At 66.4% G+C, this 21,089-nt stretch carries 17 protein-coding genes; 1 reads left to right on the top strand and 16 read right to left on the bottom strand.

Features of this window, described 5'->3' with window-relative positions; all coding sequences use genetic code 11:
- Positions 1 to 767: 767 nt before the first annotated feature.
- The 6 genes from QX132_RS14545 to QX132_RS14520 all read right to left on the bottom strand — a co-directional run bounded on the left by QX132_RS14545 (position 768) and on the right by QX132_RS14520 (position 9,582).
- Entirely contained in the window at positions 768 to 2,147 is a 1,380-nt protein-coding gene (locus tag QX132_RS14545; RefSeq protein ID WP_316161640.1) for a pitrilysin family protein, read from the bottom strand.
- The gene (locus tag QX132_RS14540; protein WP_410052861.1) at positions 2,147 to 3,532 is read right to left on the bottom strand and encodes a M16 family metallopeptidase; all 1,386 of its coding nucleotides are present in this window, start codon (positions 3,530 to 3,532) and stop codon (positions 2,147 to 2,149) included. The genes QX132_RS14545 and QX132_RS14540 overlap by 1 nt, the downstream gene beginning before the upstream one ends.
- Before the next feature lie 176 nt (positions 3,533 to 3,708).
- Complete coding sequence (locus tag QX132_RS14535; protein WP_315779376.1) at positions 3,709 to 4,374, bottom strand: hypothetical protein; 666 nt, start codon at positions 4,372 to 4,374, stop codon at positions 3,709 to 3,711.
- A 202-nt stretch (positions 4,375 to 4,576) separates the two neighbouring features.
- Positions 4,577 to 5,074 (bottom strand): signal peptidase II, encoded by a 498-nt coding sequence (gene lspA / locus QX132_RS14530; RefSeq protein WP_315779024.1) that lies wholly within the window; start codon positions 5,072 to 5,074, stop codon positions 4,577 to 4,579.
- 190 nt (positions 5,075 to 5,264) lie between these two features.
- Positions 5,265 to 8,279 carry an isoleucine--tRNA ligase gene (gene ileS, locus QX132_RS14525; RefSeq protein WP_316161638.1) on the bottom strand — a complete coding sequence of 1,005 codons (3,015 nt, stop codon included), beginning with the start codon at positions 8,277 to 8,279 and terminating at the stop codon, positions 5,265 to 5,267.
- A 328-nt stretch (positions 8,280 to 8,607) separates the two neighbouring features.
- Entirely contained in the window at positions 8,608 to 9,582 is a 975-nt protein-coding gene (locus QX132_RS14520) for a bifunctional riboflavin kinase/FAD synthetase (RefSeq protein WP_316161637.1), read from the bottom strand.
- Between the two features lie 267 nt (positions 9,583 to 9,849).
- Between QX132_RS14520 and QX132_RS14515 the strand changes: the two genes are divergently transcribed.
- A complete protein-coding gene (locus QX132_RS14515) occupies positions 9,850 to 10,245 on the top strand; it encodes a response regulator (RefSeq protein WP_315736595.1) in 396 nt (131 codons plus the stop codon).
- A gap of 71 nt (positions 10,246 to 10,316) precedes the next feature.
- Here the strand turns inward: QX132_RS14515 and QX132_RS14510 are convergent, their stop codons facing one another.
- The 10 genes from QX132_RS14510 to uvrC form a co-directional block, all read right to left on the bottom strand.
- A complete protein-coding gene (locus QX132_RS14510) occupies positions 10,317 to 11,171 on the bottom strand; it encodes a TIGR01459 family HAD-type hydrolase (protein WP_316161635.1) in 855 nt (284 codons plus the stop codon).
- Positions 11,172 to 11,186: 15 nt separating this feature from the next.
- Complete coding sequence (locus QX132_RS14505; RefSeq protein ID WP_315777987.1) at positions 11,187 to 12,740, bottom strand: EAL domain-containing protein; 1,554 nt, start codon at positions 12,738 to 12,740, stop codon at positions 11,187 to 11,189.
- 346 nt (positions 12,741 to 13,086) lie between these two features.
- Positions 13,087 to 13,647: a phage holin family protein gene (locus QX132_RS14500; RefSeq protein WP_316161633.1), complete on the bottom strand. Its 561-nt coding sequence runs from the start codon at positions 13,645 to 13,647 to the stop codon at positions 13,087 to 13,089.
- 260 nt (positions 13,648 to 13,907) lie between these two features.
- Positions 13,908 to 15,251 (bottom strand): aspartate aminotransferase family protein, encoded by a 1,344-nt coding sequence (locus tag QX132_RS14495; protein WP_316161632.1) that lies wholly within the window; start codon positions 15,249 to 15,251, stop codon positions 13,908 to 13,910.
- Between the two features lie 306 nt (positions 15,252 to 15,557).
- Positions 15,558 to 16,523 carry a 50S ribosomal protein L3 N(5)-glutamine methyltransferase gene (gene prmB, locus QX132_RS14490; RefSeq protein WP_315736600.1) on the bottom strand — a complete coding sequence of 322 codons (966 nt, stop codon included), beginning with the start codon at positions 16,521 to 16,523 and terminating at the stop codon, positions 15,558 to 15,560.
- A complete protein-coding gene (locus QX132_RS14485; protein ID WP_315736601.1) occupies positions 16,523 to 16,987 on the bottom strand; it encodes a molybdenum cofactor biosynthesis protein MoaE in 465 nt (154 codons plus the stop codon). Before QX132_RS14485 ends, prmB begins: the two co-directional genes overlap by 1 nt.
- Before the next feature lie 37 nt (positions 16,988 to 17,024).
- Positions 17,025 to 17,276, bottom strand: a complete 252-nt coding sequence (moaD, locus tag QX132_RS14480; protein WP_315736602.1) for a molybdopterin converting factor subunit 1 — start codon at positions 17,274 to 17,276, stop codon at positions 17,025 to 17,027.
- 2 nt (positions 17,277 to 17,278) lie between these two features.
- Positions 17,279 to 17,914: a CDP-diacylglycerol--glycerol-3-phosphate 3-phosphatidyltransferase gene (pgsA, locus tag QX132_RS14475; protein ID WP_315777991.1), complete on the bottom strand. Its 636-nt coding sequence runs from the start codon at positions 17,912 to 17,914 to the stop codon at positions 17,279 to 17,281.
- A 255-nt stretch (positions 17,915 to 18,169) separates the two neighbouring features.
- Entirely contained in the window at positions 18,170 to 18,505 is a 336-nt protein-coding gene (locus QX132_RS14470; protein WP_315736604.1) for a GIY-YIG nuclease family protein, read from the bottom strand.
- Between the two features lie 298 nt (positions 18,506 to 18,803).
- The gene (gene uvrC / locus QX132_RS14465) at positions 18,804 to 20,870 is read right to left on the bottom strand and encodes an excinuclease ABC subunit UvrC (RefSeq protein ID WP_316161629.1); all 2,067 of its coding nucleotides are present in this window, start codon (positions 20,868 to 20,870) and stop codon (positions 18,804 to 18,806) included.
- Positions 20,871 to 21,089: the final 219 nt, after the last annotated feature.

The raw sequence follows: 21,089 nt of genomic DNA, 5'->3' as shown, positions 1-21,089 counted from the left end.
CTCTCCTTGGCGCCAAAGACCGCCCCCAACAAACGACGCCCCTCTTGACAACTTACTCCCCATACAAGGTTCAGCCGAGACGTCCCGGCATTCCCCGCGCGGTGGTCTTCACGCTTATACGCAGTCTCCCTGGTGCGCCGGGCTTGTTGGCCACCATGATCCACGCGGCGCGTTAGCGCCGTCGCGAACGTGACACCAGCGTCGGGGTGTCAGGACGCTGCGACTTCACGTCCGCAAGCGATCGTTCGTCCGCGCCCTCGCAAGAAGACGCTGCGATCTCTCGCGGCCACCGCTCCCCGCCTCGCGTGTCGTGACGATCGCGCGCAACGCCCCTCCGCAGTGAGGCGGGATGGCGGAGAAGAACATGATTTCCGAAAAATAGCAAGATAATTATTATTATCGGAAGTCAACGCGCGGTCCTCCGCTGTCATCCCGGGCAAGCCGTCAGCGACGCGAAGCGTGGCTGACGGCGCCGACCCGGGACCCATACGCCGCAGCCGACGTGAGGCGGGAGGTGTCAATGACCAAGCTGCCTCAAACATCGCCCTGGGGGTATGGGTCCCGGCTCGAGGCCGGGACGACACCGATTATGTGGCGCCGGCGGTCGTCAGCCGCGAACGTTCGTCATGGCCGGGCTTGTCCCGGCCATCCACGTCCATCGAGGGTTCGGAAAGACGTGGATGCCCGGGACAAGCCCGGGCATGACGAAGTCACCAATCGCCATTGTGCATTGCTGAAAACAGGGCGACGAGAGCGCCGCGCTCCGCTCAGTTCGTCTTCGTCACCGGCGCGGTGGCTGGCACCTGCACTGGTTCGGCGGCGGCCTGCGGCGTGCGGCCGACGACCGCCGTCAGCAGGCCCTGGCTCCAGAGCTGCTTCGCCGCCTTCTTGGCGTCGTCCAGGGTCACGGCCTTGACGATCTCGCTGCGCTTCTCGATGTAGTCGATCGGCATCTTGTCGAGCTGATATTGCAGCATCGCCTGGGCGAGCTTGGAGGAGGTGTCGAGCGCCAGCATCTGCGAGCCGTTGATGTAGGACTTGGCCTCGTCGAGCTCCTGCTGGGTCGGGCCTTCCTCGGCCATGCGGCGGATCTCGCCCTCGACTGCGGCGATGGTCTCACTGGCGCGGTCGAAGCGGGTGGCGGTGTTGCCGATGAACAGCGCGGAGTGATCCATCCACAGCAGCGCGTCATAGACCGAGTAGGCGAGGCCGCGCTTCTCGCGCACCTCCTTGTAGAGCCGCGACGACAGGCCGCCGCCGCCGAGGATGTGGTTGACGACATAGGCCGCCATGAAGTTCGGGTCGTGGCGGCGGATGCCGGGTCCGCCGAAGGTGATGACGGTCTGCGGCACGTCGAGCGAGACGAGGACGCGCTGCGGCGGCTTGGTGGCGATGACGTCAGGCACCGGCGTCAGGGTCGCTTTCGCCGGCAGCGCGCCGAAGGTCTGGTCCAGCAGCTTGCCGAGCGTCGCCGGATCGACGTCGCCGACGACGGCAACCTTCAGCGTGTCCTTGGCGAGAACGCGGCCGGTGTAGTCCTTGAGATCGTCGACGGTGATCGTCGGCACGCTGTCCAGCGTGCCGTTGGACGGACGGCCGTAGGGGTGGTTGGGGAAGGCGAGCTCGAGGAACTTGCGGCCTGCCAGCGAGCTCGGGTTGGTGGTCTCGCGGCGCAGGCCGGAGATCACCTGCGAGCGGATGCGCTCGACATCGGCGCTGTCGAAATGCGGCGAGGTCAGCGCGGTGCGCAGCAGCTCGAACGCCTCGTCCTTGTTGTCGCGCAGCATGCGCAGCGAGCCGCGGAATTGATCGCGCGATACCTGGAAGCTGAGCTCGATGGCGCGGCGGTCGAGCCGCTCGTGGAAGGTCTTGGAGTCGAGATCGCCGGAGCCTTCGTCGAGCAGGTCGGCGACGAGATTGCCGACGCCGGGCTTGCCAATCGGATCCTGTGAGGCGCCGCCCTGGAAGGCGTATTCCATCGCGATCAGTGGCACGGTCGCGTCCTGCACGAACCAGGCCTCGATGCCGCCGGGCGAGACCAGGCGCTGGATCTTGGTTGCGGCCTGTGCAGCCGACGTGACGGCGAGCGCTGCGGCAGCGACGGCGAGCGTGCAGGCGAAGCGGCGCGCGAAGGTCATTGTGTTCATCACGACCGCTTCTCCTCGCGCTTGGCCGCATTGTCCTTGATCAGATAGCCGGTCACGGAGCGCTTCTTGTCGAGCCACTTCTGCGCCGCTGTGCGCACCTGCTCGGCGGTCACGGCGCGAATGCGATCGGGCCAGCTCCGGATGTCCTCGATGCTCAGTCCCGTGGTGAGGCCGCCGCCATACCAGCGTGCCATCGTGGCCTGGTTGTCCTGGGCGTAGATCGCCTCCGCGATCAGCTGCGTCTTGACCCGTTCGAGATCCTCGGCGCGAACCGGGTTCTGCGCCAGCTCGGCGATCACGCTGTCGACCACCGCCTCGACCTGGGCGAACTCCACGCCGGGTCTCGGCGCGGCCGCGACCGAGAACTGGCTCGGATCCAGCGAGGTGCCCTGATAGGACGCGCTGGCGCTGATCGCGAGCGGCTTGTCGATGACGAGCGCGCGGTAGAGATAGGAGTTGCTGCCGTTGCCCATCAGCTGGGCCAGCACGTCGAGCGCAGCGGATTCACCGGGCGCGGCCGTCGTCGCCGACGGCACCAGGTAGAAGCGGCGCATCGAGGGCTGCTCGACATGCGGGTCGGCCAGCGTGACCGTGCGCGGCGCCACCGGCTGCGGCTCCTGCGGCCGGAGCCGGTGCGCGGGAATGTCGCCCTGCGCGGGGATCTTGGCGAAGGTCTGCTCGACCAGCGGACGCACTTCCTTGGCGTCGGTGTCGCCGGCGATGATGAGGATCGCATTGTTGGGCGCGTAGAAGCGGCGATAGAACGCCAGCGCATCCTCGCGGCTGAGCTTTTCGATCTCCGGCTTCCAGCCGATCACCGGGCGGCCATAGGGATGATTGACGTAGAGCGCCGCCATGACCTGCTCGTTGAGGCGGGCTTCCGGAGAGTTGGCGACGCGCATGTTGTATTCTTCGAGCACGACGTCGCGCTCGGGCAGCACGTTCTCGTCCTTCAGCACCAGGCCGGTCATGCGGTCGGCCTCGAACTCCATCATCTTGGGCAGTTGGTCGCGCGGCACGCGCTGGAAGTAGCCGGTGTAGTCGACCGAGGTGAAGGCGTTCTCGTTGCCGCCGATCTTGAGCACGGTCTTGGAGAACTCGCCGGCCGGATGCTTCTCGGTGCCCTTGAACATCAGATGCTCGAGGAAATGGGCGAGGCCTGATTTACCGGGCGTCTCGTCGGCGGAGCCGACCTTGTACCAGATCATCTGCGTCACCACGGGGGTGCGGTGATCCTGGATCACGACGACCTGCAGGCCGTTGGGGAGGGTGAAGCTGGCAGGGGGCTCGGAGGCGAACGTCGTTTGCGCCGAAGCGCCGGCCGTGAACGCGACGAGGGAGACGAGCGCGGCGGCGACGGAGTTGAACCGGTGCGAGGACATCATGATCCTTCTGAAGGCCCGCGGGGAGGGGCGATCGGGTTTGAGCGCAGCATGCTACATCGCGCCGGACCGAGCCCGACGTCACAAAGCGGCGATGGCATGGTGCCGCCGCGAGACGTTAAATTTCACTAATGCCGGCAAACGCGGCAAGTCCGGAGGGCTCCGGCGAGCAGCCGCCCTCACCGTTCCTTGCCGGTCATGATGTCCATCTGCTTGCCGGCGATCGGCTCCTGCTTGCCGGTGCCATAGGCATAGCTCGACGACGGCGTCTGATAGCCGGGCGGCGGCTGGGTCAGGCTCTCGCGCTGCGGCTCGCTGGTGAACGGCTTGGTTTCGCTGTCGCTGCCCTTGAACATGCCGAACAGGCCGCCTTTGAAGCCGAGCTGAGACGGGCTCATCATTGGGTTGTTGCTGACGCCGGGCTGGATCGGCTCGGTCGGCTTGGCGGCGGCGGTCCGCCCCATCTTCATCTCGGCCGGGGTCAGCGGGCGGGCCGCATTGACCGGATCCTTGTTGTCCTTCTTGCGCGCGGCGGCCGCGGCACGGCGCTGCTGCTCGTCGGGGTCCTTCGGCCAGTTCGGGGCATTGGCCTGGGTCGCGGCAGCCGGCGGCGGCAGATCGAGCTTGGGCGGCACGACGAGCGGCGAGCGCTCGCGATAATTGATGGTCGGCGTCTCCATGTTGGTGCCGCCGAGGCCGCGCATCAGGTTGTCGACGATCTTCTCTTCGAAGGTCTTGTCGTCTTCCTCGTCCTCCTGGGCACGGGCGACGCCCGCGGCCATGATGACGCCGATGCAAAGCGCAGCCGCCGACAGGCGCAGAGCGCGAAAGGCCGCGTGGGTCATGATCCGGCCGCTGACTTCGGTCTTGCGCATGGCTTTCCCTGTCCTCGCTTGTCCAGTGCTCGTGCTCCGACGAACCGGCCGCGAACCCACCGATTGCGATCCTCGATTCGACGGGGGCCGTCCAGGCATCGCGCCGATCTCGAAAACGTGAAGATCATCAGGCTCTTGACCCTGGATCGGCACCGGCCGGTATCGACCCGGATCAGGGCGCTTTTGCGGCGGGAGCCCCGAAGAAGGAGTCATACAGCAGGCCCGCCACCCCGGCAACGATGGCCACGTCGGCCATGTTGAAGATGTACCAGTTGTAAACCGTGCCGCCGATCTGGATGTGGAACAACGCGAAATCGACCACCGCGCCATAGGCCAGCCGGTCGATGCCGTTGCCGATGGCGCCGCCGATGATCAGGCCGAGCGCGGCCGTCGCCAGCTTGCTTTCCGCGCGCGCCATCCAGATGGCGAGGGCGACCACCGCGACGGCCTTCACCGCCATCAGTCCATATTGCGCCAGCGCGCTCTCGCTCTGCAGCCAGCCGAAGCTGATGCCGATGTTCCAGGCGAGGTAGAGGTCGAAGAATGGGGTGATCCTGACCGTGCCGCGGTTGGGCAGGTCGAACACGTACAGCAGCCACAGCTTGGAGGCCTGGTCGATGACCAGGGTGGCGAAACCGGCGATGAGGCCGAGGCGGAGGCGGGAGGTCATTGCGTGATGGCGATCATGCCGGGCCACTCGCGGCAAACACCGCTGTCGTCCCGGCGAACGCCGGGACCCATACCGCGGACGGCCGATTGTTGGAAAAGGCTCTGGGTCATCTGTCTTTGTCTACAAAGGGCGCCGGTGGTTATCCCCGCGTTCGCGGGGACGACAGTTGTGGGTGTCGTACCAGCGAGCCTCACACGCCGACCCCGAGCGCCTTCCACTCGCGCAGCGCCTGCGCGTCGCGCGGGGAGACGTCGGGGTACTCCTTGTCGTCGCCGACGCTCTCCAGGATCTTCCAGGAGCGGGCGCACTTCTTGCCCACGGCCTTCTCGACGACGACCGCGACCCCTGGCACCGCATCGAGCCGGAACGCATCGGCCGGCGCGTCGCCCTCGCGGACCTCGTAGTTCGAGGTGATGCAGACCTCGGCGAGGTCGGTATCGAACAAGGTGCCGAGCAGCGCGCGATCGGCCACATAGATGATCGGCGACGCTTCGAGCGAGGAGCCGATGGTCTTGGCGGCACGCGCGAGCTCCAGCGCCCCGGTGACGACGCGGCGGATGTTGCGGATGGTCTCCCACTTCGTCGCCAGATGATCGTCGCGGTACTGGTCCATCGCATCCGGGAACAGCGTCAGATGCACCGACGGCTCGGCGTCGGGGCGGTACATCCGCCACGCCTCGTCTGTGGTGAAGGACAGCACCGGCGCCAGCCATTTCAGGACGGCGTCGCAGATCAGGTCGATCGCGGTGAGCGCCGCCTTGCGCGCCACCGACGACGGCGGATCGCAATACAGCGTGTCCTTGCGGATGTCGAAATAGAACGCCGACAGCTCGGTGTTCATGAACGCCGCAAGCGACGCGATCACGGTCTTGTAGTCGAACGCGGCATAGGCGCGGCTGATGACCTCGGCCTGCTGCGACAGCTGATGCAGCATCAGCCGCTCCAGCTCCGGCATGTCGGCGAAGGCGACGGCATCGCTGCGCTTGTAATGATGCAGCGTGCCGAGCATCCAGCGGATGCTGTTGCGCAGCTTGCGGTAGGTCTCGATGGTGTTCTTCAGAATCTCCGGGCCGATGCGCTGGTCGTCGGCGTAGTCGGTGGCGCAGACCCACAGGCGCAGGATGTCGGCGCCGGAATCCTTGATCACCTTCTGCGGCTCGACGGTGTTGCCGAGCGACTTCGACATCTTGCGGCCGTTCTCGTCGAGCGTGAAGCCGTGCGTCAGCACCACGTCGTAAGGCGCGCGGCCGCGGGTGCCGCAGCTCTCCAGCAGCGACGAGTGGAACCAGCCGCGGTGCTGGTCACTGCCTTCGAGGTACATCACGGTGTCACGGCCGCCATCGACCTTGCGCCTGATGCCGGCGAGGCCGGGGAAGTGCACGGGGTCTTCGAGCACGAAGGCGTGGGTCGAGCCGGAATCGAACCAGACGTCGCAGATGTCGTCGACCTTCTTCCAGTCCTCATTGGCGCGTGAGCCCAGGAAGCGCTCGCGCGCGCCGTCGGCGTACCAGGCGTCGGCGCCTTCTTTCTCAAAGGCGTCCGCGATGCGGGTGTTGACTGTCTCGTCCTGCAGGATCTCGGCGGAGCCGTCGCCTGTCTCGCGCACGAACACCGCGATCGGCACGCCCCAGGCGCGCTGGCGCGAGATCACCCAGTCCGGACGGTTGGCGATCATGCCGTTGATGCGGTTCTGGCCGGCGGCCGGCACCCATTGCGTGACGCTGATCGCGCGCAGGGCTCGGGCACGCAACGTGTCGCCGGACTTGGCCTTGCCGTCATCGGCAATGTCCTTGTCCATCGCGATGAACCATTGCGGCGTGTTGCGGAAGATCACCGGCTTCTTGGAGCGCCAGGAATGCGGATACTGATGCTTGAGCCGGCCGCGCGCGAGCAGCATGCCCGCGTCCGTCAGCGCCTTGATGACCGCCTCGTTGGCGTCGCCCTTCTCGCCCTTGTCGTTGATGACGCGCTTGCCGGTGAAGCCCGGCGCGTGGTCGGTCAGCGCGCCGTTCTCGTCGACGGTGTAGGGGATGGTGGTGGCGATGCCGCGGCCGTCGAGCTCGCGCGCATTGGCCATCCAGACGTCGAAGTCCTCGCGACCGTGGCCGGGCGCGGTGTGCACGAAGCCGGTGCCGGTGTCGTCGGTGACGTGGTCGCCGGGCAGGAGCGGCACGGTGAAGCCGTAGCCGCCGGCGAGACCTTTCAGTGGATGCGCACATTCGACGGCATCGAGCGTATCGCCGGGGATGTCGCGCACCTTCTCATAGGCCGTGACGCGCGCCTGCTTGAACACGCCCTCGGCAAGCGCGTCCGCCAGGATCAGGAGATCGCCGGTCTTGGCCCAATTGTCGGCGGGCGCATCCGTGACCTTGTAGAGACCGTAGGCGATCTTCGGCGAGAATGAGATGGCGCGGTTGCCGGGCAGGGTCCAGGGCGTGGTGGTCCAGATCACCACCGAGGCGCTGGCGAGCGCGCCATGCGCCGGCGAGGTCACCGGAAACTTCACCCACACCGTGTCGGACTGATAGTCCTCATACTCCACCTCGGCCTCGGCGAGCGCGGTCTTCTCGACCACGCTCCACATCACCGGCTTGGAGCCGCGATACAGCGTGCCGTTGGCGGCGAACTTCATCAGCTCGCGGGCGATCTGGGCCTCGGCCGGATAGGTCATGGTGGCGTAGGGATGGTCCCAGTCGCCGATGACGCCGAGACGCTTGAACTCCTCGCGCTGCACGTTGAGCCAATGATCGGCATAGGCGCGGCACTCCCTGCGGAACGCGACCATCGCGGCGGAGTCGCGGAAGTCGGGCTTGGTCTTTCCCTTCTTGCGGTAGTTCTCCTCCTCGATCTTCCACTCGATCGGCAGGCCGTGGCAGTCCCAGCCCGGCACGTAGTTGGAATCGTGGCCGAGCATCTGCTGGCTCTTGGTCACGACGTCCTTGAGGATCTTGTTCAGCGCGTGCCCGATATGGATGTTGCCGTTGGCATAGGGCGGGCCGTCATGCAGCACGAATTTCGGCCGGCCCTTGGCGGTGTCGCGCAGCTTGCCGTAGAGGTCGATGTCACCCCAGTATTTCAGGATCTCCGGCTCGCGCTGCGGCAGGCCGGCGCGCATCGGGAAGTCCGTCTGCGGCAGATACAGGGTCTTGGAATAGTCCTTGGCGTCGGATTTTTGGGCGTCGGGCTTTTGCGGATTTTCGGACATCGTGATCTGGCTGGCTGAGAGATGAGGCGCTGAGACGCGATTTCGATCGCGGGCGGCGGAACGAGCAGAGACATCCCGGTCTTGCGCCGAGCTCAAAGCTCAGGCGGAAGCCGGGCCGCTAATGCCGATGATGCGCCGTATCAACATGGGGCCTCCTCATAGCAGCCGGACTGCGGAATCGCAAAGCGATCCTGCGGCAGCAACGCTGCGGGATCGTCGTTCAGCGTCATTCCGGGGCGATGCGCGAGCATCGAACCCGGAATCTCGAGATTCCGGGTTCAGCCCTGGCGGGCTGCCCCGGAATGACGTCACCGATGGAGCAGGAGGATCAGCCGATCTCGCCAAGCCGCGGGAAGAGACCAGGATGGGCCGCCAGCAGGGCGCGGGCCTTGGCGCTGTCGTCGTCCATCTGCCGGATCAGGGCCTCGATGGAGCCGAATTTGGCCTCCTCGCGGATGAAGCCGATGAAGGCGACGTCCAGGACCTCGCCATAGAGGCTGCCATGGAAGTCGAACAGGAAGGTCTCGAGCAGCGGCGCACCATTGTCGAAGGTCGGCCGGCGGCCGAAATTGGCGACGCCGTCGATCAGCACCCGGCTCGCGCCGCGGCCGACCCGGACGGCATAGATGCCGTGGCGAAGCCCGCAATCACGGTCGAGCCGCATGTTGGCGGTGGGGTAGCCGAGGTCGCGGCCGCGCTTCTCGCCGTGGATCACCTCGGAGCTCACGAACCAGGGGCCGCCGAGCATCGCGGTCGCCTCGCTGACCTGGCCCTCCGCCAGCGCCTCGCGGATCGCGGTCGAGGACACCGGCCGCTCGTCGATGTCGACATGGGCCTGGATGTCGACCTCGATGCCGAGCTTGGGGGCCTCGTTGGCGAGCAGGCTGGGCGAGCCGACGCGGCCCTTGCCGAAATGAAAGTCGTAGCCGACCGCGATTCCGGCGATCCCCAGCCGCCCGATCAGGTCATGGTGAATGAAATCCTGCGCCGAGGTCTGGGCGCGGCCCTTGTCGAAGGCCATGACCACGGCGCCGGCAAGGCCGGTTCCGGCCAGGAGCCGCAGCTTGGCGGTCTCGTCGGTCAGGCGGAACTGCGGGGTATTGGGGCTGAAGAAGCGCCGCGGATGCGGCTCGAAGGTCAGCGCCAGCGCCGGCCGCCCCTTGGCCTTCCCCATGTCGATCGCCGCCTCGATCACGGCCCGGTGACCGAGATGGACGCCGTCGAAATTGCCCATCGCCACCACCGCGCCCCTGAGGATGTCCGACGGCGGGGTGGAATCGCGGATGATCTTGAAATCGGGCATGTGACGGAAATATCTCGCGGATTTCGGTGGGCCGCCGTCTGGCGGCGTTGCCCTCGACCGTGGGCGGCCGGCTCCGCGAAGTCAAGCCGAAGGGGTTCCTCCGCTCATGCAGCGCAGCAATAGCGACATGCAGACGCAGCGCAGTTAACGCGCTGTTTAACGGCTGATGCTACTGCTCGGAGCGGATGGCGGGGTCGGTTACGACCCGTGCCGCAACAGCGTTTTTGTAACAGTCTGCGCGTTGTGTTCGCGTCTGGGGGAGTCAAGATGGCGGTTGATTTGACGATGCCGGTGCTCGTCGTCGACGATTACAGCACCATGATCCGTATCATCAGGAATCTTCTCAAGCAGATCGGGTTCGAGGACATCGACGATGCCAGCGACGGCTCGATGGCGCTGAACAAGATGCGCGCCAAGAAATACGGCCTCGTGATCTCGGACTGGAACATGGAGCCGATGACCGGCTACGACCTGCTCCGCGAGGTCCGTGCCGATCCGAACCTGGCGACCACGCCGTTCATCATGATCACGGCGGAATCCAAGACCGAGAACGTGATCGCGGCCAAGAAGGCCGGCGTGAACAACTATATCGTCAAGCCGTTCAATGCCGCGACGCTGAAGACCAAGATCGAGGCGGTGTTCCCGGACATGGCGACGGCCTGAAGCCCGCCTGATCCACTCCCACAGGACAGACGCCCGGCACTCGGCCGGGCGTTTTTCGTTTCAGGATCCGTTCACCACTTCAATTCGCGCATCAGCGCGCGGGGCGGGTGGCCGAACAGCTCCTTGACCGAGGCCGGGTCGAGCTGCTCGACGCCGGCGAACTCCTCGGAATGGATGCCGCGGGTCACGAACAGGCAGTCGATGCCGAAGCCGTGGGCGCCGGCGAGATCGGTGCGCACGGAATCGCCGATCGCGAGCACCTCTTCGCGCGCCACCGGCCGGCCGGCGTGCTGCTCGGCCAGCATCATGGCGCGCTCGTAGATCGGCCGGTGCGGCTTGCCGTAGAAGATCACCTCGCCGCCGAGCTCGCGGTAGAGCTCGGCGATGGCGCCGGCGCAATAGATCAGCCGGTCGCCGCGCTCGACCACGATGTCCGGATTGGCGCAGATCAGCGGCACCCTGCGCTCGCGGGCGCGCAGCAGCATCGGCCGGTAGTCCTCGGCGGTCTCGGTCTCGTCGTCGTAGAGGCCGGTGCAGATGATGTAGGAGGCTTCCTCCAGCGGCGACAGCGCCAGGTCGAGACCGCGATGGATGGAGTTGTCGCGCTCGGGGCCGAGCCAGAACACCTTGCCGCCGGGATGATCGGCCACGTAGTGGCGGGTCAAATCGCCGGAGGAGACGATGGCGCTGTAGACCTCGTCGGCGACGCCGAGCTTGCGCAACTGGCGCTGGACCGAATCGGCCGGACGCGGTGCGTTGGTGATCAGGATCACCGTACCGCCCTGGCGGCGAAAGTGGTGCAGCGCGTCGCAGGCGTCGGGGAAGGACTCCAGCCCGTTATGGACCACGCCCCAGATGTCGCTCAGCAAAACCTGCTTGCGGCCGACGAGATCGCGCAGCCGCTCTTCGAAGCGGAGAACGGTCATGGCAGGCGGCTGATCTCAGATGGTGCCGGCGACACGGCGGGCGAGGGCGGCATTGCCGCTGCGCGTCGGAGCGTTGGTGTGTGACACGTCGAGAGAGGTGGTGCCGGCGGCATTGGGGTCCTGAATCTTGATGTCCTGCCCGCCCGATGGGCCGGCGGCGGCATCGCCGGTAGCAGATGCGCCCTCCGGTCGCAATGGGCGGGGCGGCGCGAACAGGAAGCCCTGGCCGAAGCGGACGTCGTAGTCGAGCAGGTCGACGACGCTGTTCTCGCCTTCGATCCGCTCGGCGATCAGGTCGATGCCGAAGCGGCCCAGCAGATCGGAGAGATCGGTTGGATGAATGTCCGAGGCCGAGCTCTGCTTGGGGTCGAGCAGCAGCACGGCCGGAACCTTGATGAAGCGGACACCGCGATCAGCGAGCTCGCGCGGCTCGAACCGGAGGTCGGTGACGTGGTCGATCGAGAAGCGGTAGCCGCGCTGCGCCAGGGCCGCGAGGTGCTCGGTCTCGGTCGGGCCCAGGCTGCGAAAGGTCGACTGCTTGAATTCGAGCACGAAGGACGGCGCCAGAGCGCGATTGGCTTCGAGGAAATCGAGGCATTGTGAAAAGTTTGCAGGGCTGCTCAGGGTGGCCGAGGAGATGTTGCAGAAGATGCCGACGTCCTTGTTGCGAACCATCAGGCGGCGAAGCACCTGGACGCAGCGAAGCAGGACCATGTGGTCGATGCGCCCGACCAGGCCGGCGGCCTCCGCGATGCCGATGAAGTCCTCGGCCGCGACCACCTGATCGCGCTCGTCGCGTAGCCTGGTTACGGCCTCGTAGAAGCGCACCTTGCGCTGCGGCAGCGTTACCAGCGGCTGCAGATAGATGTCGAGACGGTTGTCCTCGATCGCGCCTTTGACGGCGGCGAGGATCTGCGGCTGGCTGCGCGGCACGGCGGGGGCAACCGGCGCCGACGGAGCTGGCGTCGTGATCTTGGAGGCTGCTGGCACGGCAGCGACCGCCGGGGCCTGCGGTTTGGAGGTCTCGGCCACCTTCTGCTCGAAGCCGCTCGACGGCAGCGCGTTCATCTCGAGCGCGCCGCTGGAGGAAGCGGTCGCCGGGAGCGGACGATCGGCGTCGCGAACCGCGCTGGCCCCAGCTCCCGGTGGTGTTGCCGGCGGGATGGCCGCGATCAGGTCCTCGTGCTGGGCCACGGTGACGGCGAGCTGCTTCATCAGTCCGCCGAGCTCATTGATCTCGCCGATCACACCCTGCAGGCGATCAGCGCTGACCGAACTCGACGACACGATGCGTCCCTCGACCGCCGACAGCCGCCGGCCGAACTCGGCGACCTGGCGCGCGAGGTCGGCGGTGCCGCGTGACAGATCGGCGATCTGGCTGCCGACATCGGTGCGGTCGCGCAGTCGCATCGACACGGCGTTGTAGAGAATCAGGAAGGTCAGTGCGGTGAGCGCGACGATCGCCGATTCCGAGCCACTGATACCGGCCACCGAATACAGGATCAGGCCGAGCGAGGCCGCGACCAGAACCATACAAACGGCAATGAAAATCGTGGAGATACGGATCATGCTGCGCGGCGCTCCCAACCGAACGCAACCTTAGCACTTCTGTTGATTCGCGAGGATAGTGGGCAGGATTCAAATACCGGGAGACGCCGATGATTTCTCGTCTGCGTGTCATTTGCGCAAGTTCAGCTCGGCAAGCGGAGTGTCATCGTAGTGTCGCGGGTCCGTAGAACGCCGGAGTACGCGCCGTGCGGATTCCAGACATCTTCAGACATGCTCGCGACGCCCTTCGCCTAATCGGCGCATGTAGGCGCTCCAGGAGCGGCAGCGATCCCGACGCGGATCAGCTCAACTGAGCCGGTTATGCTTCGATGTCCGTCGAACCGCGCCTGTCGCTGTCCGGGCAGGCTCACTTGCTGCGGTGACGCCTGCGCAGGGCGGCCACGCCGAGCAGCAGTGCCGCAACGGCGACACCGACGGGCACGTTGACCCGTCCGAGTGCGCCCGCAACTCCGCTCGCGTGATTCGGCGACGTCGATGACGGAGCCAAGGGGATGGTGTCGGGATTGATCTCGTCCGCATCGGGTTCCTGGGCCACCGGCGCGGCGATCGCCACGCGCAGCCGGCTGGAGAGTGAAGGATAATGCGGCGACGGGCTGCGGAGCTTCACCGCGGCGATAATCGCGCAGATCACCGCCAGCGCGACCAGGATGCCGCCGACCACCGCGAACGCGGTGAACAGGCCGTAGGTCATTTCCACCCAGCGGAACAGCGCCGTTAGCCCGACAATGCAGGCGGCGATCAGGAAGAGGCCCGCAGTGGCGAACATCCCGGCCGCGACGGCGTAGGACGTCACGGTGCCGGTGGCCTGTCGCGCGCGATCACGTATGTAGGACTGGGTCGCGCGCTTGACGCGGTTGAGCCTCTGCTCGAGTCCCAAGCGCAACAGCTCTCCTGGCGGTGCAAGCATGCGCGTCCTCCGACAATCCGTTCGCCGCGCAAACCGCCGGCTCGCGACATGAACGTGGAGGATTTGCGAAGGTTCCCGGCAATCAGGCGTGCCGTTCTGCGGCAATCCTTGCAGGGCAAGCGAGAGTCCGGGGTCAATCGCCAACGCGTGGCCGCGTTGACGATTGCCCCGGAATGACCGCTGCTGGGAAGCAGTCCAGATAAGGAAATGGCGGCCACCGGGGCCGCCATTCTTGTTGGCTGACGATGTCCGCGCGCGGCTTATGCGACGGCCTTGATGACCTTGCCGACCTTCTCGATGATCTCGCCGACCTGATCCTCGCTGACGATCAGCGGCGGGGTCAGCGCCAGCGTGTCGCCGGCGATGCGCAGCATCAGGTCGTTGTCGTGGAAAGCGGTCTCCATCGCCGAGTAGCCGCGTTTGCCGGCCGCGTCCGGCAGCGAGGCGAGATCGATGCCCGCAGTGAGACCGACGGTGCGGATGTCGAGCACGTTGGGCAGGCCCTTCAGCGACATCACCGCGTCGGCGAACTTCGGCTCGATCGCGCGGGCGTGCTCGAACAGCTTGTCGTCGCGATAGATGTCGAGCGTGGCGAGGCCGGCCGCGCAGGCGATCGGATGCGCCGAGTAGGTGTAGCCGTGGGTGAACTCCACCATGTGCTCGGGGCCGCTCATGAAGGCGTCGTGGATGGTGTCGCGCACCAGCACGCCGCCCATCGGTGCCGCGCCGTTGGTGACGCCCTTGGCGAAGGTGAGAAGGTCAGGCGTCACGCCGTAGCGCTCGGCGGCGAAGGCGTAGCCGAGGCGGCCGAAGCCGGTGATGACCTCGTCGAAGATCAAGAGGATGCCGTGCTTCTGGGTGATCTCGCGCAGCCGCTTGAGATAGCCCTTCGGCGCCGGGATCACGCCGGTCGAGCCGGCCATCGGCTCGACGATCACGGCGGCGATGGTGTTGGCGCCGTGCAGGTTGACGAGATTCTCGAGCTCATCGGCGAAGTGCGCGCCGTATTCCGGCTCGCCCTTGGTGAAGGCCTGCTTCTCGCGGTCATAGGTGGCGGGGATGTGGTCGACGCCGGTCAGCAAGGTGCCGAACAGCTTGCGGTTGTTGACGATGCCGCCGACCGAGGTGCCGCCGAAGCCGACGCCGTGATAGCCGCGGACGCGGCCGATCAGGCGGGTGCGGCTGCCCTGGCCGTTGATCTGGTGGTAGGCCAGCGCCATCTTCAGCGCAGTGTCGGCCGCCTCCGAGCCGGAGTTGCAGAAGAACACGTGATCGAGGCCGGCGGGCGCGAGATCGGCGATGCGGTTCGCCAGCTCGAAGGCCTGGGGAATGCCGAACTGGAACGGCGGCGCGTAGTCGAGCGCCGCGGCCTGCTTGCCGATCGCCTCGGCGATCTGGCTGCGGCCGTGACCGGCATTGCAGCACCACATGCCGGCGGCGGCGTCGATGATCTTGCGACCATCGACGGTGATGTAGTGCATATCCTTGGCACCGGCGAGCAGGCGCGGGTTCTTCTTGAACGCGCGGTTCGCGGTGAACGGCATCCAATGCGCGGCAAGATCATTCGGAACGGTGACGGCGGGGCGGGGGCTCTTGTCCAGCATGGGGACCTCTCGGACGGTTGTGCGACGGCGGCAGCATGATCCGGAAAGGTGGCGAACCGGTGCCAGAAAAGCTTGCCGAAACGGATCGTGCTTGATGGGCCTGAATGCGTACGCCGACGTTGTCAGCCGCTGATCCGGGCCGGCTGCAAGTTATCAGCTTCGCGCGCAGACGGAAATGTCAAAGGTCCGGCGTTCCTGCTGCCCTGGTGAGCGGATTCTGCACAGCAGCAGCAGATTGTGCCGCATATTGGAAGTCGCCGCGTCATTTCGCGCCAACCGCGCGGGTGCGCCTCAGGCAGCCGCGTCTCAGACGAGATCGCGCGCGGTGATCCAGAACACCTCGCCCTCGGAGTCCTCAGTGTCGAGCCAGAGCAGCGGCAGGTCGGGATACGCCGCCTCGATCTGCGGACGGTCGCGGCCGACCTCGCACAACAGCCCGCCTTCGGCGGTCAGGTGGTCGCGCGCCTGGCCGAGGATGCGATGGATGATGTCGAGGCCATCAGCGCCGCCATCGAAGGCCAGCGCCGGCTCGGCGCGGCATTCCCGCGGCAAGCCGGCCATGCCCTCGGCATCAACATAGGGCGGGTTGGTGATGATCAGATCGTAGCGGCGCTGGCTGAGGGGGGCGAACAGGTCGCCGCGGTGCAGCGAGACGCGCCCGGAGAGATCGTAGGCGGCGACGTTCTTCGCCGCGACGGCGAGCGCATCCTTGGAGATGTCGACCGCGTCGATGACTGCATTCGGGAAGTGGCGGCTCGCGAGGATGGCGAGGCAGCCGGAGCCGGTGCAGAGGTCGAGCACGCTGTCGACCGCCAGGGGATCGTCGATCAGCGAGGTGCCGTCGCCCTCGGCGCCACCGAAATGCGTCTCCAGCAGCTCGCCGATGAACGAGCGCGGCACGATGACGCGCTCGTCGACATAGAACGGCAGGCCGCGCATATAGACCTTGTTGACCAGATACGCCGCCGGCTTGCGCGTGGTGATTCGGGCCGAGATCAGGTCGAGGATCGTCTTGCCTTCGGCGGCGGTGACCCGGGCCGTGACGAAGGTCTCGAACTGATCGGGGCGCAGATGCAGCGCCTCGCCGATCAGGAAGGCGGCCTCGGACACCGGATCGGTGGTGCCGTGCGCGAACACCAGATCGGCGTTCTGGAAGCAGCTCACGGCGTAGCGCAGGTAGTCGAGCAGGCTCACCAGCTCGCCCGCATTGACCTTCGGCAGCCTCAGTGCCGCCGCCTTGCGCGGCGCTGCCGTCTTGACCGTCTTCGCCATCACCTTGTCCAGCGCGCTGCGGCGGCGTCATCGTGGCTCCTGGCCTCGACCCAGCTGCCGCCGTCCTCGGTTTCCTCGCGTTTCCAGAATGGCGCGTTGGTCTTGAGATAATCCATCAGGAACTCCGCGGCCTCGAACGCCGCCTGGCGGTGGCTCGACGCGGTCACCACCAGCACGATGTTCTCGCCCGGCCGGATCCGGCCGAAGCGGTGAATCACGGTCAGCCCCTGCAGCGGCCAGCGCGTCATCGCCTGTTCGGCATGGCGCATGATCTCCGCTTCCGCCATCCCGGGATAGTGCTCGAGCGTGAGCGCGCTGATCGGCGTGTCATGGTCGTTGCCGCGGCACAGGCCGGAGAAGGTGACGACGGCGCCGATGTCGGTGCGGCCATGGCTGAGCGCCGCGATCTCGGCGGCGGTGTCGAAATCCTCGTGCTGCACGCGGACGGTGACGATCGCGGTCATGATGCCGTGTCCTGGTCTGCCGGTCCGGCGCTCGGCCTCAGCCGCCGGTCATCGGCGGGAAGAACGCGATCTCGCGGGCGCCGGCGATGGCCGCATCCGGCTGCACATGGGTCTGGTCGATGGCGGTGCGGATCACCTTGGGCTTTTCGAACGCATAGGCGTAGTCCTCGCCCTGCGCGCTGAGCCAGGCGATCAGCTCGCTGACCGTGCGGACATCCGCCGGCGGCTCGATGGTCTCCTCGGCCTTGCCGATGCGCTCGCGCACCCAGGCGAAATACTTCACCTTCATCGCTAGTCTGCCTCGATGAGGTGGTGGATGCCGGCGCGGAAATAGTCGTAGCCGGTGTAGATGGTGAAGACCGCCGACAAGCCGAGCAGCCAAATTCCGATCCCGCTCACGATCGGGCCAACGGCCGTCGAGATCTGGGCGACCGCGGCATCGCCCGCCTCGCCCGCGAGCAGGAAGCCGATTGCCACCAATTGCATCGTGGTCTTCCATTTGGCGACCTTGGTCACCGGCACCGAGACGCGCAGCGCGGCGAGATATTCGCGCAGGCCCGACACCAGGATCTCGCGGCACAGGATCACAATGGCCGCCCACAGCGACCAGTTCTGGATGGTGCTGTCGGCGGCCAGCATCAGCAGGCAGGAGGCAACCAGAAGCTTGTCGGCGATCGGGTCGAGCATACGGCCGAATGCCGATTGCTGGTTCCAGATCCGCGCGAAATGACCGTCGAGGTAGTCGGTGATCCCAGCCGCAATAAACACCGCAACGGCGACCCAGCGGAGCCACAAAGGATACATCCAGACCGACTGCGCGTAGATGCAGCCGACCACGACCGGTATCGCGGCGATGCGCGTATAGGTCAGGATGTTCGGCAGGGACGTCGACGTCTTGCTGGGCACGCGTGTGGTCGCAATATTCATCCCGTGTACCAATACTGATGCCGTGCGAACGTCAACCTTCGAGCCGAGCCGCCCGGACAGGATGACGCAGATATGACGCAAATCGCAACAAAGCCTTGCGGAGATAGGAACTCTCGCGCGCGAGGCAACGCGAGCCGCAACGCTTCATTAAGCAACCGGACGCGGTCGCGCCAGTGCCCAGATCGGCGGCCGCGACGCGTGGCCGCGACCTTATTGCAGTGCGGTGACAGCCGGGCGAATGTTTGAGAGGAAGCCTCAGATGGCCTCCGCGCCATGCACCGCGCACCAATGCGCCTGGCGTTCCGCGAACACGCGGTCGCGGACATAGGCCAGCGTCTCCTCATCGAACGTCTCGATCACCTCAAGACTGAACGCGTCGGGGCCGTGGGCGGTCCACGCCGCCTGCAGCCCGCCGCGGCGGTGGCCGCCCTGGCGCAGGGTGAACCACAGCCGGTTCTGGATCTTGTCGAGATCCGGCGCGCAGCCGATCCAGCGCTCGCCGGTGGCGGCGCAGGTGACGGCAAAGATGCCGGCAGGGCTCTTGCGCTCCTTGTAGGCGGCGACGGCCACCTTGCGCTGGTCGGGGGTCATGACGGGCTCCTGATTATCACCCGGGCGTATATCGGATATTTATATCCGGGTAAAATACTTTCTGCGTGCTGGCAGCGCCGTCGGGAGGCGGCGGGCCCGGCCGCTCCGTCATTCCGGGGCGCGCGTAGCGCGAGCCCGGAATCCATAACCACGATTGTCTGGATGATGCGGGGATGAGCGCCACAACGGGTCCCGTCCCCACGCCGCCTGTGAGTATGGATTCCGGGCTCGCTGCGGGCTCCCCCGAAATGAACGGGCGGAGAGAGCCGGGCTTGCGCCGGATCGGGAGGCCGCAGCCTCAACCCGCGTTGCTGTGAAAGTATTCGAAAATCTTCCGCGCGCTCTCGGCGCTCACGCCGGGCACCTTGCCGAGATCGGCGATCGAGGCGCGCTCGATCTCCTTCAGCGTGCCGAAATGGTGCAGCAGCGCGCGCTTGCGCGACGGACCGATGCCGGGGATCTCCTGCAGGCCGGCCTCGCGAATGTCCTTCTTGCGCAGCTTGCGATGTGAGCCGATGACGAAGCGATGTGCCTCGTCGCGCAGCCGCTGGATGAAATACAGCACGGGGTCGCGCGGCTCGAGCTTGATCGCCTCCCGCTCCGGGATGAACAGCGTCTCGCGGCCGGCGTCGCGATCGGGGCCCTTGGCGACCGACATCAGCGCGACGTTGGTGACGCCAAGCTCGGTGAAGATCTCGCGGACGGCATTGAGCTGGCCGCGGCCGCCGTCGATGATGACGAGGTCGGGCCATTGCGGCACGTCGTCCTCCTTGGCCACGCGTGCGACATCCTTCTCCGACGGTGACACCAGCCGCTTGAAGCGGCGCTGCAGCACCTCCTTCATCATGGCGTAGTCGTCGCCGGGCGTGAGACCTTCCGACTTGATGTTGAACTTGCGGTACTGGTTCTTCATGAAGCCGTCGGGGCCGGCGACGATCATCGCGCCGACCGCGTTGGTGCCCTGGATGTGGCTGTTGTCGTAGACCTCGATGCGCTTCGGGACCTGCGGCAGGCCGAGCGTCGTGGTCATCGCCTCCAGCAGCCGGCTTTGCGTTGCGGTGTCGGCGAGCTTGCGGCCCAGCGCCTCGCGCGCATTGGTCAGCGCGTGGGTGACGAGGTCCTTCTTCTCGCCGCGCTTCGGGCAGGACACCTCGACCTTGTGGCCAGCCTTGACGCACAGTGCCTCGGCGAGCAGCTCGGCCTCCTCGATCTCATGCGACAGCAGGATCAGCTTCGGCGGCGGCTTGTCGTCGTAGAACTGCGTGATGAACGCCGACAGCACCTCCTCCGGCAGATAGCTCTTCTCCGCGCGCGGGAAGTAGGCGCGGTTGCCCCAGTTCTGGCCGGTGCGGAAGAAGAACACCTCGACGCAGGAATAGCCGCCTTCCTGGTGGATGGCGAACACGTCGGCTTCCTCGACGGTGCGCGGGTTGATGCCCTGCTGCGAGGAGATCGCCGACAGCGCCGCGAGACGGTCGCGATAGACAGCGGCAGTCTCGAATTCGAGTTCGCCAGACGCCTTCTCCATTTCGGTCGCCAGCAGCGCCTTCACGGCCTGACTGCGTCCGGACAGGAAGTCGGTCGCCTCGCGCACGAGCTCGGTGTAGCCGGGGAAGTCGATCTCCTGGGTGCAGGGACCCGCGCAGCGGCGGATCTGATGCAACAGGCAGGGGCGGGTGCGGCTCTCGAAGAACGAATCGGTGCAGGAGCGGATCAGGAAGGCGCGCTGCAGCGCCGTGATGGTGCGGTTGACGGCACCGGCCGAGGCGAACGGACCGAAATAGCGCCCCGGCCTGGACTGCGCGCCGCGGTGCTTGAGGATCTGCGGCGCCCAATGGTCGCCGGTGATCAGAATGTAGGGGAACGACTTGTCGTCGCGCAGCTGCACGTTGAAGCGCGGCTTGAGCTGCTTGATCAGGTTGGCTTCGAGCAGCAGCGCCTCGGTCTCCGTGGTGGTGGAGACGATCTCGACAGTCACGGTGGCAGCGATCATGCGCAGGATGCGCGCCGGCAGCGGCGCGTTGGCGCGGGCGTAGGACGACAGCCGCTTTTTGACGTTCTTGGCCTTGCCGACATAGAGCACGTCATGGGCTGCGTTGAGCATGCGGTAGACGCCGGGCGAGGTCGGCGCCAGCCGCACCGCGTTCTCGATCGCGGCATGGCCGATCGCCAGCGGGCCCTCGCCGACCGCCTCCAGGCTCTCCTCAGCCAGCTCCGGCAGCCGGCCGTCATCGTCCTCGTCCGCAGCCGAGGCGGCGGGATCGAGATCGGGCGTGTCGATGGCCTCGGGGGGCAGGTCGGCAGAGGCGCCACGCCGGCTCGGGGGCGTCGGCGCCTTGGATGGGTCGGAGCTGTGGGTGGTCATGTCCAACAAATTAAGCGCTGCCGCGCCGCCTCGCCAGCTTGCGATGGCGCCATGCACAGGGCAGGGCGGTAACGCTTCGTTAAGCACGTTAATGGCCGGGTAACCCGGCTTAACAACGGCTTAACCTAAAACTCTCGATAAAAGCTCACGAAAGAAGCGAGAGTTCCGTAACCACGTCGGCCCGCGCAGCACAGTCGCGCGGCGCACGCTCCGGGTGGT

This window comes from Bradyrhizobium sp. SZCCHNRI20481, from assembly GCF_032485055.1.
GTDB lineage: Bacteria > Pseudomonadota > Alphaproteobacteria > Rhizobiales > Xanthobacteraceae > Bradyrhizobium.
Note: the sequence above shows the minus strand (reverse complement) of the source record. Positions and strands in the feature narration are given on the sequence as shown.